We start from the raw sequence: 16257 nt of genomic DNA, 5'->3' as shown, positions 1-16257 counted from the left end.
GTATTTATTTCTTAATGCTACTTTCATGATCAGCACAAACTGTTGATCCTTGAAAGTCTGCTTATTCTTCCTCTTCACCTCCACTAAATATTTCGATTACTATATTACTTCCTGAAGCATTATCCATTCAATTTATATCTACTGTAAAATAGAGCGAGAAGGTGTTGATGGATATTTGTAGAATGAGGTGTTTTTTTGAAAAAATGTTATTAACAATTGGAATAATAATTATCCTTGTTGGAGCATTCGTATTTTACAACAAACTCTATCTTCCACCACTCCCTATAGAAAATCTAAGCAAAAAAGCAGTTTTAGAAAAAATAAATGATACCGAGAATCAACTTGTTAAATTGTCGAATGAAAACGATTATGAATGGTATGTAATAAAAGAAAGAAATACATCAGTAGCAGATAATATGATCAAGGAAATCGTTGGCCGAAATGGTTGGATTTTTAAACAAAAGGATGGTATGGACTCTTCTTTGAAAGACATGGTGAAAATTTGATTGTAGCTACACAAAAGTGGACTGAAGATTATGTATTAGTGAAAATACTAGTCAATTATAATAAATAAGAGAGATGTATAAATGAACCTACGTAAAAAAGGAGAACTTTATGGGATATATAAAGGATTTGCGTAAAGTAGTTGGAACCAGACCATTAACTTCTTTCAGCGGGTGTCCAGACATCCGCTAAAAGAAGTTAAAGCCTCCGGCAGATGTCACGGAATCGGAAAGGAGTGCTTTGTGCAAGCACAAAGCCGATTCCAGACGCAATTATGCCATGGCATAATTGATTTATGTGTAGTGCTTGTGTATTGGTCATTAATAATCGTCAACAAATTTTAATGCAGCTTCGGAAAGATAACGGGTGTTGGGGGTTAATTGGTGGATCTATGGAGCTAGGTGAAACATTAGAGCAAGTTGCCCATCGAGAATTATTTGAGGAAACAGTACTGAGAGCAAAAAATTTAACATTAATCAATACGTATTCCGGACAAGAATTTTATTATCAATATCCGCATAGTGATGAAGTTTTTAACGTTGATACAGCATTTGAGTGTAAAGAATATAGTGGTCTCCTTGTTCATGATCAAAATGAGGCAACAATGTTACAATTTTTCTCTTAAAATGATTTACCCAAAAATATTAGTCCACCTGATAGACCGATACTTGAAGATTACATAAAAAGTAATAACAAAAACCCTCCAATACTAAAGTTAGAAGGGTTTTCATGTTATTTATATAATTATTTTTGTGATGTAACTTGTAGTTGTGCTAAACGATCTACAGCTTCCTGTAACAATTCTTTAGGTTGTACTAAGGCTAAACGTAAATAGCCTTGTCCAGCCGAGCCAAATACTGTACCAGGGACTGTCACGATACCAGCTTGTTCAATTATTTTAAAGGCTAGCTCTGTGCAGTCAATATCGTACGGATATTTTGCCCAAACGAACATGCCACCGTCAGAAGGGGCTGCATCCCATCCTAAATCACGTAAGCCGTTCATTAATGTTTTGTGGCGTTCTGAGAATGTTGCACGTAGGCCTGCTGTAATTTCCTCCGCGTTATCAAGTGCTACGACTGCCGCATCTTGAATTGGCTCGAAAATACCGAAATCTAAATTAGACTTTAATTGTTTTAAGATCGAAATCATCTCAGCATTACCAGCGATATAAGCGATACGTGTACCAGCAAGGCTAAAGCTTTTCGATAATGAGTTAATTTCCATTCCAACTTCCTTTGCTCCAGGAGTAGCTAGGAAGCTAATTGGGCCATCGCCTGTAAAGTAGAACTCAGAATATGCCGCATCATGTAGAACGATGATATTATATTTTTTCGCAAAGGCAATGACTTTTTCAAAATAAGCGAAAGAAGGCATTGCAGTCACTGGATTACCAGGTAAGTTTAAAATTAGTAGCTTTGCTTTTTGTGCAATATCTTCAGGAACAGCGTCTAAGTCTGGTAAATAATCGTTATCAGCTGTTTGAGGCATATAGTAAGGAGTTGCCCCTGCTAGATGAATTCCTGCATCATAGGCAACGTAAGCTGGGTTTGTGGATAATACGATATCTCCTGGATCACAAAAGGCAATTGGTAAATGCACTAATCCTTCTTGAGAACCAATTGTTTGAATGATTTCAGAAGCGGGATCTAAATCTACGTTGCTACGACGTTTATAATAGCGACTAACAGCATCATAAAAACGTTGCGTGCCAGTTAATGTATATCCGTAGGATTCTGCTAAACCTGCTCTATACGATAAATGCTCGCGGATTTTAGCGTCAGGGGGTAAGTCTGGACTACCTAAGCTTAAGTCAATCATTTTCATGCCTTTCGCTTCCTGTTGTTTAGCATGATTTTTTAAATCTCCGAAAATTGCTGCTGTAAATAAAGACATTTTTTTAGATGGTACGATTTTCAAACTAGTACACTCCTTATAGTTCTATAACAGAATAGTAGTTCACATTTTATCATACTAAAGCACATAAAGGGAAAGTTATTCTGAAAAAAGAATATATTTCTATATTGAAGAAGATGTATGCGTAGGCTAGCGGAATCGGAAAGGAGTTCATAAAGGCTAGCTGACCTGCATCGAACAGGCCTCAGCACAATGCTGATTCTGAACGGAATTATGCTGAGGCATAATTAATCTAATGCTGAAAATAATAATATTTGGACGGAAAAAGTGATATGTTTCTGCTATCATGTAATGGAAAGGAGCTGTTAGTCATGAATGTTTATTCTTTAAGTGGGCCAAGTGGGACAGGGAAAAGTACAAGCGCGCTTGTTTTCGCCCATAAAATCGGCGTAGAGGCTCTTATTGATGATGGTCTTCTCATTGTAAATGGTATGAAAGTAGCGGGAATCTCCGCAAAATTTGAGAAAAATACGATAACAGCCGTTCGTCGAGCTATTTTTACAGATGATACACATCGCGATGAAGTAAAAAAAGCACTTGATACATATAAGGTACAGTCAATTTTACTGATTGGCACATCCGATAAAATGACAAAGACGATAGCTCGACAGCTAGAGCTTGGTCCTATTAATAACTATTACTATGTTGAAGATGTCCGTTCCCAAAAAGAAATTGCTAAAGCTCGCTTTATTCGACAGACTCAAGGGAAACACGTTATGCCAATACCGTACCGTCAAGTCGAACAAAACTTTTTTATACGACTAGTTCAAAGAGGGATGGAGATTTTCTCTTCAAAGCGAGAAAAAATAGGGGAGACGACGATCGTTCGCCCTGATTTTCAACAGGAGTATATCGATATTGGAAAGCATGTTTACGTGCAACTACTAACGTATTGTTGTGCCAAACAAGATATTGTACACAAAGTCGAGCACGTACAATTCGTATTAGGTGATCTAGCGCAAGCAACAATTACATTACAGCTAAAGCTACCCATTAATTATTCCTTACCAGATCGATTATATGCATTACAAAAAATGATACAAGAGGAATTTCATCAACAATTTGGTTATGAATTAGATGCAATTCATCTTCACATTAAGTCGGTCGTGCTAAAGCGAAAATTTTAAAAAACAGGTACTCCATTCGCAAGAGAGGCGAGCAGAGTACCTGTTTGTTATTTTGATTGACGTGTAAATTGTGGCTGGCGTTTTTCTACAAACGCACTGCAGCCCTCTGCAAAATCCTTTCCGACAAACGGTGTTGAACCTTGCCATAATGTTGGCACACTGTCCACGCATTCTTGCACAGATTTCTTCACAGCTAGTAAAGATTCAGGTGACATACCTGCAACAAGTTTACCCATGCGGATCATGTATTTATTTAAGTCTTTCTCAGCTACTAAGTAGTTTAGCATGCCTAGCTTGAAGGCTTCTTCAGCTTTAAACATACGACCTGTAAATACTAAATCCTTCGTTGTAGAAGGACCAACTAATTGAACTAAACGTTGTGCAAATTTGTTATTTAAGGTGATCCCTAATTTGCCGACAGGGATACCGAGCTTTGCTTTTTCAGAGCCAATGCGTATATCACAGGCTAATGCAAGCTCTAAACCAGCACCCATTGCAGGACCATTAATTACACCGATCGTAGGAATTGGTAAACGCTCAATTGTGGAAATTGTTTTTTCCATATGTACAAATGCTTCTTCGGCTTTTTCAAGGGAAATGGCGTTGAATTCTTTAATATCAGATCCGGCCGTAAAGTTCTCGCCAGAGCCGCGTAAAATCAATACTTTATTTTTCGGATTATCTAATACTCGTAGGGCAATTTTAGCTAATTGATCCCACATATTTGCTGTTAGCGCGTTTTTAGCTTGTGGGCGATGGATCGTAATAATCGCTAGCCCAGCTGTTTCTTGATAAATAATTTTTGCGTCTTCTGCTTCAAGTCGAGTTGTTTTTACTTGCATACTTGAAAAGCCCCCTACATTTTATAGTTGATACACTTATTATATAACACAAACTACAATAAACACTAAATTATACGAATTTTCATGTAAATAAGCCTTGTTATACAAGAATAGTGGCATTTTAAAGAAATTGTACTACAACAGCTAAAGTGAAATTACTATTGTAAGAAAACAAAAGATATGAGACACTGCTAGCGGACCATTTGAACAGTGGAAGCAGGATAGTGTATGAATATTACAGATTATCCGACATTATAATTTATATAAATTAATAATAAACGTACGCACCCAAAATATAGTAAACTAAAGTTAAAACACGCACAGTTAATAAGGAGGTAGCAAGATGAACACACTTGTGGACGCATGGAAAAGCTATTTATTACTTTTAAATTCTTTAAAGAAAAGTCCTGCTACTATAAAGCAGTATAATATAGATGGACAGCAATTTTTAGCGATTGCTCATGACAATAACTACTTGTATGTGGATCATCATTTAAAAGAAGTGTTATTCTTATATAGTAATTATTTGAAAGAGACCTATACAAATGTCAACACATTTAATCATAAAATTGCTACATTACGAAGCTTTGTAGACTTTGTCTTTTTAAGGGAGTGGGTAGAGCCCTTTGACTATGAGGGTATTTTACAGCCAAAAAAGAGGCAAAAAGAGGCTTTAACATTACTGACTAATAAACAATTGCTGCAAATTGCGAATATCTGGCCAACCTATTTTCAATACGCTAAAACAATGGAGCATGCATGGTTAGCAAGACGTAATGGCTGCATTGTCCAAATACTAATGGAAACAGGATGTAAGCCAGCAGAACTTGTACGTATGAAATGGGCTCATCTTAACTTTGATTCATCTGTAGTTTACATTGCTAACCAGAATGGACGCAGAGAAATAAAGCTTTCCCCGATATTAATGGATATGCTCACGCACTATAAAGAGGCAACAGAGAAATTACATGAAGAAAAGTCAGGAGAATGGCTTTGGGTTAGCGAGGCAAGTCAATCAAAATCCATCTCAACGAAAACAATTGAGCGAATTTTCCAAACGATGTCTAAGGATATGGGGACAAATGTGAGAGCTACGGATTTGCGCTACACGGTCATGCAAAAGGCATTTCAAAGTGAAAAAACAATCGAAAATATTCAGGAAAAAATGGGCTATGTTCGAAAATGGGTGCTTACTGAGAGACAGGGGCGTTTTGAATAAAGATGGATTTTTTATAAAAATAATCAACTTTTTTCAACGAGTGTCCAAACACCCTCTAAAAAGTAACTTAAACCCACATTCATCTCACCCTCTATAGAGATGGGAGACTTCTTTCTGTCGCTCCGCTTTCGCTACAAAGAACATTTTCTGAAAGAAGTTAATATATGCACTTTGCATCACTCCTTAAATAAAATGTCTGTTTTATCATTTAACAATAAAGATAGGCGCACGATCGAAAATAGGTATTACATTTTCATATTAGTTTCGGTGAACCGTACCACAAGTAAGTGAGATTCTATTCATTTAATGGAGCGTTGATTAAAAAGAAAAAATAGACCTAATAGTATGAACTAAAAGAAGAGAGTCAGTTCTTTATGGACCAACTCTCTTCTTTTAGTTCATATGCAGTTTGCAAGGAAAAAAATCTCTACTTAATTGAAATGGGTGAATTCAATTGTAAAGTAGAGAAATAGACGTGAGAGATAGATCCATTTCGTTAAACAAGAAATGAATAATTTGAACGAACGAATATTATTTTTCATCGGAATGATTAGGACAAAGTAGCCATATGTATAGATTGTATGAATTTATGATATAGGGGAGGAATTGCAAGTGGTTGGAAATAGAGCTGTGGCCTATATGGGCTCCGGAAACGTAGAAGTGCAAGATATTGGTTTTCCAGATTTGGTTTTACGAGATGGACCAGGGGTAAATCCACTTAATGTAGGACGCAAATGTGATCATGGTGTTATTTTAAAGGTAGTAACAACTAATATTTGTGGAAGCGATCAGCATATGGTGAGGGGGAGAACTACAGCTCCGACAGGATTAGTTCTAGGCCACGAGATTACAGGAGAAGTGATTGAAGTAGGCCGAGATGTTGAATTTATTAAAAAAGGTGATTTAGTTTCTGTTCCATTTAATATAGCTTGCGGTCGGTGCCGTAGCTGTAAGGAGCGGAATACTCATATTTGTGAGAATGTAAATCCAGATCGTCCTGGTTCAGCATATGGTTATGTCGATATGGGAGGATGGGTTGGAGGTCAATCTGAGTATGTAATGGTGCCATATGCCGACTTCCAATTATTAAAATTTCCTGATAAAGACCAAGCAATGGAGAAAATTAGAGATTTAACAATGCTTTCAGATATATTTCCAACTGGATATCATGGTGCCGTAAGTGCAGGTGTGAAACCGGGATCAACTGTATATATCGCAGGTGCAGGTCCAGTTGGTCTCGCTGCTGCTCATTCAGCTCAGTTACTAGGAGCCGCTGTAGTAATTGTAGGAGATTTAAATGAAGAAAGGTTAGCTCAAGCTAGAAGCTTTGGTTGCGAAACAGTTAATTTACGAAATCATTCAAACCTAGGAGAGCAAATTGACCAAATACTTGGAGCACCTGAAGTAGATTGTGCTGTAGATTGTGTAGGATTTGAAGCATCTGCACATGGAGCTAATGCAGTTGAAGCACCTGCTACTGTTTTAAATTCTATTATGCAAATAACACGTGCTGGAGGACGTTTAGGTATACCGGGTCTTTACGTAACCGGGGACCCTGGTGGAATTGATGAAGATGCGAAAATTGGTACGTTAAAAATTCGTCTTGGCTTAGGATGGGCTAAAGCACATACTTTTGTAACTGGTCAAACACCTGTTATGAAATATCATCGCGATTTAATGGCGGCAATTTTGAGTGGAAGAGCTCAAATTGCGAAAGCTGTTAATGCTACATTAATATCATTAGACGAAGCTCCAAAGGCATATCAAGATTTTGATAAAGGGGCTGCCAGAAAATTCGTCATCGACCCACACGGTCTAGTAAAGTAAGAGATTTCTACAGGGGTTAAATTGAAATAAGCATAGAGGACAAACCTTTGGCTACTTTTCAATAAGAACTAGATAGTATGCTGATATTCTAAGGAGACTTTGAACTTCATTTCTCAAAGTCTCCCTTTTTTCGTTGCTTATTTACCACAAGTATATTTGTATTCAGGTATTCAGGTTGTGTCTGAATAAAGAAACCACTTTTGTTTAACCAGCAGTAAAGGAAGCCCATATTAAAAAGCCAAAGAAGGTTCAATTTGTAGGAATGGTAAATATGATTCACCTTGAGGAATAAGAGTTAATAGGTTTTAGTAGAGCGGATGCACAGCCATAGCTTAACCTATGTCTTGTAGTTAATAACGAGTAGAAATCGAAGATGAAGTTTGGTCAAAAAATATTGAAGTTAAACAAGTACTTGATGGATTAAATTCAATAAAATCTTTACTTTCTATTTAACTTATGCTTTTTTAATATAATAATACTCTGTGTATTTGATTGTTTATCATTATCTTGGAGCTTGTGTTGATTTTAAAAGAAGAGACGAAACTAGCTTTTCAATGGATTCTAATAAAATCAACTATTGTGTTTAACAGAGCCTTTAGTTTTTACATCCCAGCGAGTTAATCAGCGAATTGGTTTTAAAAGAAAATGTACCGAACCTCATTTAGATACATTACGGGGAACCGTATCATAAGTAAGTGCGTTTTCTTTGTAAAAAAACAATAAGCCTATTTAAGATATAGCTGTCTTGAATAGGCTTTATTTCTATGTTACAAGTAAGAGAGTTATTTATATGGTGAATATGTATAAAGAAAATATTTTTCTCCTAGGCAAATTTCATTAAATATTATACGTATAAAACCCACTTCTGTAATTATTGTCTATGATAAAAACGGTTTTAGTAATATGCTATTAAAAAGGAGGCGTAGTATGAAGCAACTTTTTATAAAGCAGAAGGTATTCAGTTTAAGTGGAAAATTTACGGTAAAGGATCAGCAGGAGAAGGATGTTTATTACATAGAGGGCAGTTTTATGCAAATTCCAAAATCGTTCTCCATTATGAATGCAGCAAGAGATGAGGTCGCGTTTATTACGAAAAAGGTGTTCAGCTTTTTACCGAAGTTTTTTGTTGAAGTAAACGGTCAAGAGGTGATAACGATTAAGAAGGAGTTTTCTTTCTTTAAAGCACGCTATACAATTGATGCTGCAGGCATTGAGGTAGAAGGTAACTGGTGGGATATGGATTTTCAAATCATACAGCATGGTGAAGTCGTCGGTAAAGTGAACAAGGAGTGGTTCACTTGGGGCGATAGCTACAAGGTACAAATATTGAATGAAGAGATGGAAGCTATCATTATCGCGCTCGTTGTCGCAATTGATTGTGTAAAGGCTGACCACGCTGCTGCTTCCTCAGCAGCGGCGACTTAACTTAGGGACGTACTATATAAAATGCTTAGAGGTTTTCTTTAGAAATTCAAATTTTAGAATAATATTAAAAAAGTGGGGAATTCTCGAAAGAATTCCTTGCTTTTTATTATGGAATTTTTATGTGAAGACCTTAAAGTATAAAAAGATAAACTATAACAGGCTAAATCGATTAAGATTTGGTCTGTTTTTTGTTTATACTTACTACTTTTGTAATAAAATTGAATTTAGGGAAAGAAACTTATAAAAAAATAGAATGTAGTATGTTTGATGGCGTACTATTTATTTTTATTGAAAATATTTCGAGAATTTTCTAATGATTATGAGAATTAATTTAATTTTGAGCGATGTTTTAAGTGTAGGGGCTCTTATGTTTTAAGAAAGGGTGTTTGTATGAGGATAACTAATGAAAACTTTATAAAGTATCTTAAGAAAAAGCGAGAAGAAGCACTTCAATATGTAATCGACGAGTATGTCGGAATCGTAAAAGCAGTTATATACAATGCTTTAAAATCTTACAATGATCCACAAATGATAGAAGAATGTATAAGTGATACATTTTTGGGAGCTTTCGAAAATGCTAAGCAATTTGAAGGAGATAAAGAGGATTTTAGAAAATGGATTTGCACAATAGCAAAATATAAAGCAATCAATAAACAAAGAAAGTTATCTAAAACGCCATTGTTTTATGAGATAGATGAAAAAAGTGAGGCGGTAAAATCAGCTGAAGAAGAATTTTTGATAAGGACTTCTACAGAAGAATTATTAAAAATGATGAGCCAATTAGACCAATTAGACCGTGATATTTTTACGATGAAATACTTTTTAAATATGAGAAATGAAGAAATTGCTGAGCATCACGGTTTGACAAAGGCTGCTATTGATAACCGATTGTATCGTGGGAAGAAACGGTTACAACAGATTCGATTAGGGGGAAGTGTGACATGAAAAAGTTATATAAACAATTTAATCACTTAAAAATCGACATGAATATGGACCCGATGGAAGTGAGTACTCTTGAAAAAAAGAGAATTAAAAGAAATGTAATGAAAGTAAATAAGAAAAAGCATTTAACAAGAAGTTTTGTCGCTGCAGCTGTATTTTTAGTTGCTTCAAGTATTTCAATTGGCTACGCATTCCCTACTTTTGCGGCAAACATACCGGTTGTCGGGAATATATTTGGGTTATTCGTTGATGACGAGAAGTATGTATTCGAAAAGCATGATGAATATTCTACAAGTATTGGAACGACTCAAGAAAGTAATGATGTTGAAGTAACTGTAACAGATGCTGTTTACGATGGAGAAAATATTACGATAGCTTATACAATAAAGAGTGAAAAAAAGTTAGGGGAAAGACCGATCTTAGAGGGTGAAATAACTGCTGATGAATTTGAAAATAGATATGAACATAGTGGATTCGATAATCATTATATTGTCAAAAAAATAAATGACAAAGAGTATGCTGTATTATATATTTACGAACTCATTAAAGGACCAAAGCCAGAGAAAGTACAAATTACTTTCCAAGGAAATAAAATTGTTGATCTAAATAATGGAAATAATGCAATAGCAGGAGACTGGTCATTTGAATTCACTTTAGCAAAGCTCGCAAGTGAAACTAAAATATTTGAAAAAGGTAGTATAATAACGGAAGCTGAAGGTACAGAAGTAATCGTTAGAGAAATAACTGAAACACCTGTTTCTACAACACTGAAAATTTCAGAATTAGTAGATATGGCGTCAATAGCTAAAGAGGAAGAAGAGTGGCGTGGCGTATCAATTGAGTACAAGGTGTCCGATGATTTAGGAAATGTGTATAATATTGTTCATCACAGAGGTACAGGACATAGTACAGATTTCAATGACCTAAGCGGGAATCAAGCACGCATTACTACAAATCGTTTTGATGAAAAAGCAACATCGATAATGATTACTCCTGTAGTAGGTATTTACAAAATGAAGGACAGTGATGGTGCACTAGAACTCATTAAAGAACCCTATGCAATTGAACCCATCATAGTTCCTATAAAGTAATACCATAAAAATAAAGGTAGAAATCGAGTGGGATTTCTGCCTTTTAATATATTGTAAATAAAGGGTAAAATGAAACAGAATATATATGATAACAATACGTTTTTTGAGAAATACCAAGAAATACGAGCACGAGAATATAATTATAACAATTTACTTGAACAACCAAACTTTTTCACAATAATTCCTCCCCTTAAAAATAAAGTAGTATTAGATATTGGCTGCGGAATGGGAGATTTTGCAGCATATTGTATTAGCCTAGGTGCAAAACATGTTACTGGAATTGATATTTCTTCAAACATGGTTGCTAATGCAAAAAAGCGTCGTATTCATGAGTGTCTAACCTTTGAGCAGGCTGCATTTGAAGATATGACATTACAGAATGGAACAATTGATTTTGTTAGTAGTTCATTAGCTTTTCACTAATTTGCAGATTTTCAGTTACTCATAAAGAAGATAAGTAAAGCATTATGCGAAGGAGGAATTTTACTATTTTCTTTAGAGCACCCGATTGTAACAGCAAATAAGGGAAAAGAAAATTGAATTTATAAATATGATTACCTTTATCCAATAACACTTATCCATATTACTTCAGAAGAACTCTATAATTGACCGAAAATAATATTCTGAATTATAGAACTTTAAATAATTTCTATAGATAAAAGACTCTAAAAATTCCTATATCTTCTTTGCTATTCTAAAATTTTTTATGCTTACAATATGTTATTTTGACGCATCTATTAACAAATTTAATAGGCGTTCATTCTATTTTAATTATAAAAAGATCGCGAATGCATTATTATTCATTTTTTATAATAAATATAGAACTCAACAAAATGTTACACTTACTATTTTTGTGTGTGAAAGGGTAAATGAATTAATTTTCCTAGCGATTATTTATAAAAAATTAATTGACACTCAAATGTTTATGACTTAATATGAGTCTCAGCATAATAATATAGCTCTTATTAATAACCGTTGAGACGAGGGGTCGAAGATACGGTGGCCAAACAATTTAGTTCATCATGAATTAAATCCAGTGGGCCGAACCTGAGCACAAAATTAACTTTTGTGAACAATAAGAGGAACAGCAGCTGATAGTATTCGAAGCTTTCCTTAAAATTGGGTGAGCTTTTTTTTATGCCCTAAAATCTATAATTTTGTTAGGAGCAGTGAAAATTGTCAGAAAAAGTATTATTCACATCGGAGTCTGTATCGGAAGGACATCCAGATAAAATTGCAGATCAAATCTCAGATGCAGTATTAGACGCAGCATTATTACAAGATCCTCTATCACGTGTTGCATGTGAAGTATTCACAACTACAAACACAGTAATTGTTGGTGGAGAGATCACTACAAAAGCAGAACTAGATATCGAAAAAATTGCCCGTAATACCCTAATCGGCATTGGTTACACAGATGATAAGTTCGGCATTGATGGTCATAACTGCAATGTACAAGTTTTAGTACACACACAATCTCCTGATATCGCAATGGGGGTTGATTCTTCAAGCGATACAAAAGAAGTTGGTGCAGGTGACCAAGGTATTATGTTCGGTTTTGCAACTAATGAAACTGAGAACTATATGCCTTTAGCGATTGAAATGGCGCATATGCTTGTAAAACGTGCAACTGAGCAGCGTAAAAATGGTCACTTCAAATGGGCTCGCCCAGATATGAAATCACAAGTAACAATTGATTATACGGATAGTATGCAACCTAAAATTGATACTGTTTTAATGTCAATACAACACGATGATGATTTTGACCAAGTAGAATTCATTAATTACGTTACAGAAAATGTAATTAAAGCTGTTGCGAAGCAATTTGGTATGAATGAAGACTTCCGCATTTTAATTAATCCTACTGGCCGTTTCGTAGTAGGCGGACCACACGGAGATGCAGGTTTAACAGGACGTAAGATTATTGTTGATACTTATGGCGGCGCAGCTCGTCATGGTGGTGGCGCATTCTCTGGTAAAGACTGTACAAAAGTTGATCGTTCAGCGGCTTACGCAGCGCGATACGTTGCAAAAAATATTGTTGCAGCAGGCTTGGCAGATAAATGTGAAATCCAATTATCATATGCAATTGGTGTAAGTGAACCAATTAGTATCGCTTTAGAAACATTTGGTACAGAAAAAGTAGCGAAAGAAGAAATTTTAAAAGCGATTCGTCAATTGTTCGACTTAACACCAAATGGCATTATTAACATGCTAAATCTACGTAAACCACAATATCAACAAGTTGCCGCTTATGGTCACTTTGGACGTAGTGATGTAAACGTAACTTGGGAAAAAACAGACAAAGTTTCGGAATTAGAGCAACTCTTAACAGTTGCTATAGGACAATAATGCAGTGCGTGCAAGATCGAGTGACTACAGAGGAGTTTTTAGTCACTCAAGACCGCATGCCATTATTTGAAGCTTTAGTCAATTATGCTAAACAAGAAGTTACGCCGTTTGATGTACCTGGACATAAAATGGGGCTACATGAAAACCCATTAAAATGGACGCTTGGAGAAATGACATTAAGAATGGACGTAAACTCGATGAAGGAGCTTGATTTATTAAGTCACCCGGAATCGGTTATTAAAGAAGCTCAACAATTAGCTGCACAAGCATTTAATGTAGACTACGCTTACTTTTTAGTAAATGGAACTACTGTAGGTATTTTGGCGATGATTTTAGCGACATGTAAACAAGGAGATACATTGATCGTACCTCGTAACTGCCATAAATCAGTTATGAACGGCATTATATTAAGTGGAGCAAAACCAGTATTTATTCAACCTGAAGTTGATCAACATTTTGGTATTGCACACGGAATTTCAGTTGAAAATGTAAAATTGGCACTTGCAGAAAATCCACAAGCGAAAGCTTTACTTGTAACGTATCCAACATATTTTGGGTCGATGAATCAGCTGCAAGAAATTTGTAAGCTCGCACATGAACAAAATGTAACAGTTATTGTTGATAGTGCACACGGAGCGCATTTAACATTTTTACCTGATGCTAACGATGCGATTAGTGCTGGTGCAGATGCAGTAACAGTCAGTATGCATAAAACTGGGGGTTCACTAACACAAAGTTCACTTCTATTACTCCAAGAAAAACGAATCGATTCGAAGCATTTGCAAAAAGTATTAAATATGCTTCAAACGACGAGTGCAAATTATTTATTAATGAGTTCTTTAGATGTAACACGAAGGGAATTAGCGGTGTATGGACAACAACGTTATAGACAATTAAAGTCAATTGTTGATGCAGCAATTGACGAAATTGAAAATAATTCACGCTATGAAGTGCTAAAAGCTGAATATGTACAACAAAATTTCATTCAATCCTATGATTGGACGAAACTTGTTATTCGTGTGAACGATCTCGGTTTAACTGGTTTCGAAGTTTACACAATATTGAAACAACAATATGGCATTCAATTAGAACTTGCTGAAGGATATGTCATAATGGCAGTCATTAGTTATGTTGATACGAATGAAACAATCGGTAAATTAGTACATGCTTTAAAAGATATTGAACTTAATCACGCAAAAAAAGATGCGATTCAGTCAGCTTATGTGACCGCGAATCAAATTAATAAATTAGCAATGACACCACAACAGGCGTGTAATGCTGAAACAGAAACAATTTTAATTTATGATGCGGTAGGTCGAATTAGTGCAGATTCATTAATGATTTATCCACCGGGAATACCACTAATTATCCCTGGTGAAGTTATTTCAGAGGAAGTAGTAGAATTATATAACTTCTATTTTCTTAATTTTGGGAATGTTCTGTTCGAAACGAAAGAAGAAAATTATATTACAGTCGTAAGGGAGATAGATAAATGAGCATTGAATTATCAACATTAGGAAGACACGTATTAATTGAATTTTATGGTTGCCCAAGTGAAATTATTGAGCAAAATGCATTAATCGAGCAGTTTATGAATGAAGCTGCTGACTATTCTGGCGCAACAATTGTAGAATCTTGCTTCCATCATTTCAACCCATATGGTGTTTCGGGTGCAGTAATTATTGCTGAATCACATTTAACGATTCATACTTGGCCAGAATACGGATTTGCTTCTGTAGATGTTTACACTTGTGGTGACTCTGTAAGTCCTTGGAAGGCAGCAGAATATTTAGAACAAAAACTGCAAGCGAAAAAGACAGAATCATTTGAAGTACCTCGTGGAATGGCAGATAAAATTCGCCAATTTGCAGAACAAGAAATTGATACAATTCTAGTGAAACAAGAAGTATTAGAGGGCGTGATTTAATGAAATGGTATACAGAACAATGGAGCAATCACTGTAAATTTTCAATCGGATACAACGAAGTAATTCATAGTGAACAATCTCCGTTCCAAAAAATCGATTTTTATAAAGGTGATGAGTTTGGTACTTTCTTCACTTTAGACGGATTAATGATGGTCAACGAAAAAGATGAGTTCGTTTATCATGATATGATTACGCACCCAGCTTTCGCTACCAATCCAGATATAAAAAAAGTTTTAATTATCGGTGGTGGTGATGGTGGTACTGCTCGTGAAGTACTACGTTACGAATCAGTAGAAAAAGTAGTAATGGTTGAAATCGATGAGTTAGTATTCCGTTTAAGCCAAAAATACCTTCCAATTACAGCTGCTGGTGTCGAAGAAGATCCACGTATGGAAATGATTTTCGATGATGGCTTAGCTTACGTTCAAAACGCAGCTGATCAATCATTCGATTTAATATTAGTAGATTCTACTGATCCAATTTCAGTCGGTGAAGGTTTATTTACAACAGCGTTCTATAAAGAATGTTTCCGTGTATTAAATGAAAAAGGAATTCTAATTAACCAACACGAATCACCATACTTCGCAGAGTATGCAGAAAACATGCGTAAAGCACATAAAAAAATTAAAGGTATATTCCCAATCGCAAGCGTCTATCAATTCCATATGCCAACATATCCATCTGGACACTGGCTATTCGGATTTGCTTCAAAAGCATTACATCCAGTTAAAAATATTCAAGTCGATGCTTGGGACAAATTTGGTCTAAAAACGAAATATTACAATACAGATTTACACGTTGGGTCATTCGCACTTCCTACATTTGTGAAAGAGGAACTTGATCGAGATTAATAACCTTTTAACGTAGAAACTTACTTTTACGACAGAGGATTATAGGGTTTTGTGGAGCTTGTTATGAAGGTAGTTGATGCTTGGTAACCTACGTAATTACACAAGGAATTGAAAACCAGAAGTTTAAACTTATTGTATATAAAGAAAAAAACACAAAAAAGTCGCCTCATGGGCGACTTTTTTTGTTGTAGGTCTAAAGTCGGGAGATAGTTAGTATTTAATAGAAATATTGA

Annotated in this window: 14 protein-coding genes and 1 pseudogene; 13 read left to right on the top strand and 2 right to left on the bottom strand. The window is 35.4% G+C overall.

Going from position 1 to position 16257, the window contains the following annotated elements:
* The first annotated feature begins 203 nt into the window (after positions 1-203).
* Together ACFVT8_RS07265 and ACFVT8_RS07260 are read left to right on the top strand one after the other, a co-directional pair.
* Positions 204-506 (top strand): hypothetical protein, encoded by a 303-nt coding sequence (locus ACFVT8_RS07265; RefSeq protein ID WP_387082927.1) that lies wholly within the window; start codon positions 204-206, stop codon positions 504-506.
* A 293-nt stretch (positions 507-799) separates the two neighbouring features.
* Positions 800-1126, top strand: a pseudogene (locus ACFVT8_RS07260) (NUDIX hydrolase); the annotation flags it as partial.
* Between the two features lie 122 nt (positions 1127-1248).
* On the opposite strand, the gene ACFVT8_RS07255 reads toward ACFVT8_RS07260, so the two are convergent.
* Positions 1249-2424 (bottom strand): aminotransferase class I/II-fold pyridoxal phosphate-dependent enzyme, encoded by a 1176-nt coding sequence (locus ACFVT8_RS07255; protein ID WP_387082926.1) that lies wholly within the window; start codon positions 2422-2424, stop codon positions 1249-1251.
* Between the two features lie 308 nt (positions 2425-2732).
* Between ACFVT8_RS07255 and ACFVT8_RS07250 the strand changes: the two genes are divergently transcribed.
* Positions 2733-3548 carry a hypothetical protein gene (locus ACFVT8_RS07250; protein ID WP_387082925.1) on the top strand — a complete coding sequence of 272 codons (816 nt, stop codon included), beginning with the start codon at positions 2733-2735 and terminating at the stop codon, positions 3546-3548.
* A gap of 47 nt (positions 3549-3595) precedes the next feature.
* Here ACFVT8_RS07250 and ACFVT8_RS07245 read toward each other — a convergent pair whose 3' ends face one another.
* The gene (locus tag ACFVT8_RS07245) at positions 3596-4390 is read right to left on the bottom strand and encodes an enoyl-CoA hydratase/isomerase family protein (protein WP_387082924.1); all 795 of its coding nucleotides are present in this window, start codon (positions 4388-4390) and stop codon (positions 3596-3598) included.
* 343 nt (positions 4391-4733) lie between these two features.
* Here ACFVT8_RS07245 and ACFVT8_RS07240 point away from each other — a divergent pair, with 343 nt between their 5' ends.
* The 10 genes from ACFVT8_RS07240 to speE all read left to right on the top strand — a co-directional run bounded on the left by ACFVT8_RS07240 (position 4734) and on the right by speE (position 16024).
* Entirely contained in the window at positions 4734-5609 is an 876-nt protein-coding gene (locus ACFVT8_RS07240; RefSeq protein WP_387082923.1) for a tyrosine-type recombinase/integrase, read from the top strand.
* Positions 5610-6221: 612 nt separating this feature from the next.
* The gene (gene fdhA, locus ACFVT8_RS07235; RefSeq protein WP_387082922.1) at positions 6222-7436 is read left to right on the top strand and encodes a formaldehyde dehydrogenase, glutathione-independent; all 1215 of its coding nucleotides are present in this window, start codon (positions 6222-6224) and stop codon (positions 7434-7436) included.
* Between the two features lie 927 nt (positions 7437-8363).
* A complete protein-coding gene (locus ACFVT8_RS07230; protein ID WP_387082921.1) occupies positions 8364-8861 on the top strand; it encodes an LURP-one-related/scramblase family protein in 498 nt (165 codons plus the stop codon).
* Between the two features lie 390 nt (positions 8862-9251).
* The gene (locus ACFVT8_RS07225; RefSeq protein ID WP_387082920.1) at positions 9252-9806 is read left to right on the top strand and encodes a sigma-70 family RNA polymerase sigma factor; all 555 of its coding nucleotides are present in this window, start codon (positions 9252-9254) and stop codon (positions 9804-9806) included.
* Entirely contained in the window at positions 9803-10894 is a 1092-nt protein-coding gene (locus ACFVT8_RS07220; protein WP_387082919.1) for a DUF4179 domain-containing protein, read from the top strand. Before ACFVT8_RS07225 ends, ACFVT8_RS07220 begins: the two co-directional genes overlap by 4 nt.
* A gap of 69 nt (positions 10895-10963) precedes the next feature.
* Positions 10964-11317, top strand: a complete 354-nt coding sequence (locus ACFVT8_RS07215) for a class I SAM-dependent methyltransferase (RefSeq protein ID WP_387082918.1) — start codon at positions 10964-10966, stop codon at positions 11315-11317.
* A gap of 753 nt (positions 11318-12070) precedes the next feature.
* Positions 12071-13246 carry a methionine adenosyltransferase gene (gene metK, locus ACFVT8_RS07210; RefSeq protein ID WP_387082916.1) on the top strand — a complete coding sequence of 392 codons (1176 nt, stop codon included), beginning with the start codon at positions 12071-12073 and terminating at the stop codon, positions 13244-13246.
* On the top strand, positions 13246-14742 hold the full coding sequence (locus ACFVT8_RS07205; RefSeq protein ID WP_387082915.1) for an aminotransferase class I/II-fold pyridoxal phosphate-dependent enzyme: 1497 nt from the start codon (positions 13246-13248) through the stop codon (positions 14740-14742). Before metK ends, ACFVT8_RS07205 begins: the two co-directional genes overlap by 1 nt.
* The gene (gene speD / locus ACFVT8_RS07200; protein ID WP_387082914.1) at positions 14739-15173 is read left to right on the top strand and encodes an adenosylmethionine decarboxylase; all 435 of its coding nucleotides are present in this window, start codon (positions 14739-14741) and stop codon (positions 15171-15173) included. Before ACFVT8_RS07205 ends, speD begins: the two co-directional genes overlap by 4 nt.
* Positions 15173-16024: a polyamine aminopropyltransferase gene (gene speE / locus ACFVT8_RS07195; RefSeq protein WP_387082912.1), complete on the top strand. Its 852-nt coding sequence runs from the start codon at positions 15173-15175 to the stop codon at positions 16022-16024. Before speD ends, speE begins: the two co-directional genes overlap by 1 nt.
* The last annotated feature ends 233 nt before the right edge of the window (positions 16025-16257 follow it).

It is taken from the genome of Lysinibacillus sp. NPDC058147 (genome assembly GCF_042884205.1).
GTDB lineage: Bacteria > Bacillota > Bacilli > Bacillales_A > Planococcaceae > Lysinibacillus.
Note: the sequence above shows the minus strand (reverse complement) of the source record. Positions and strands in the feature narration are given on the sequence as shown.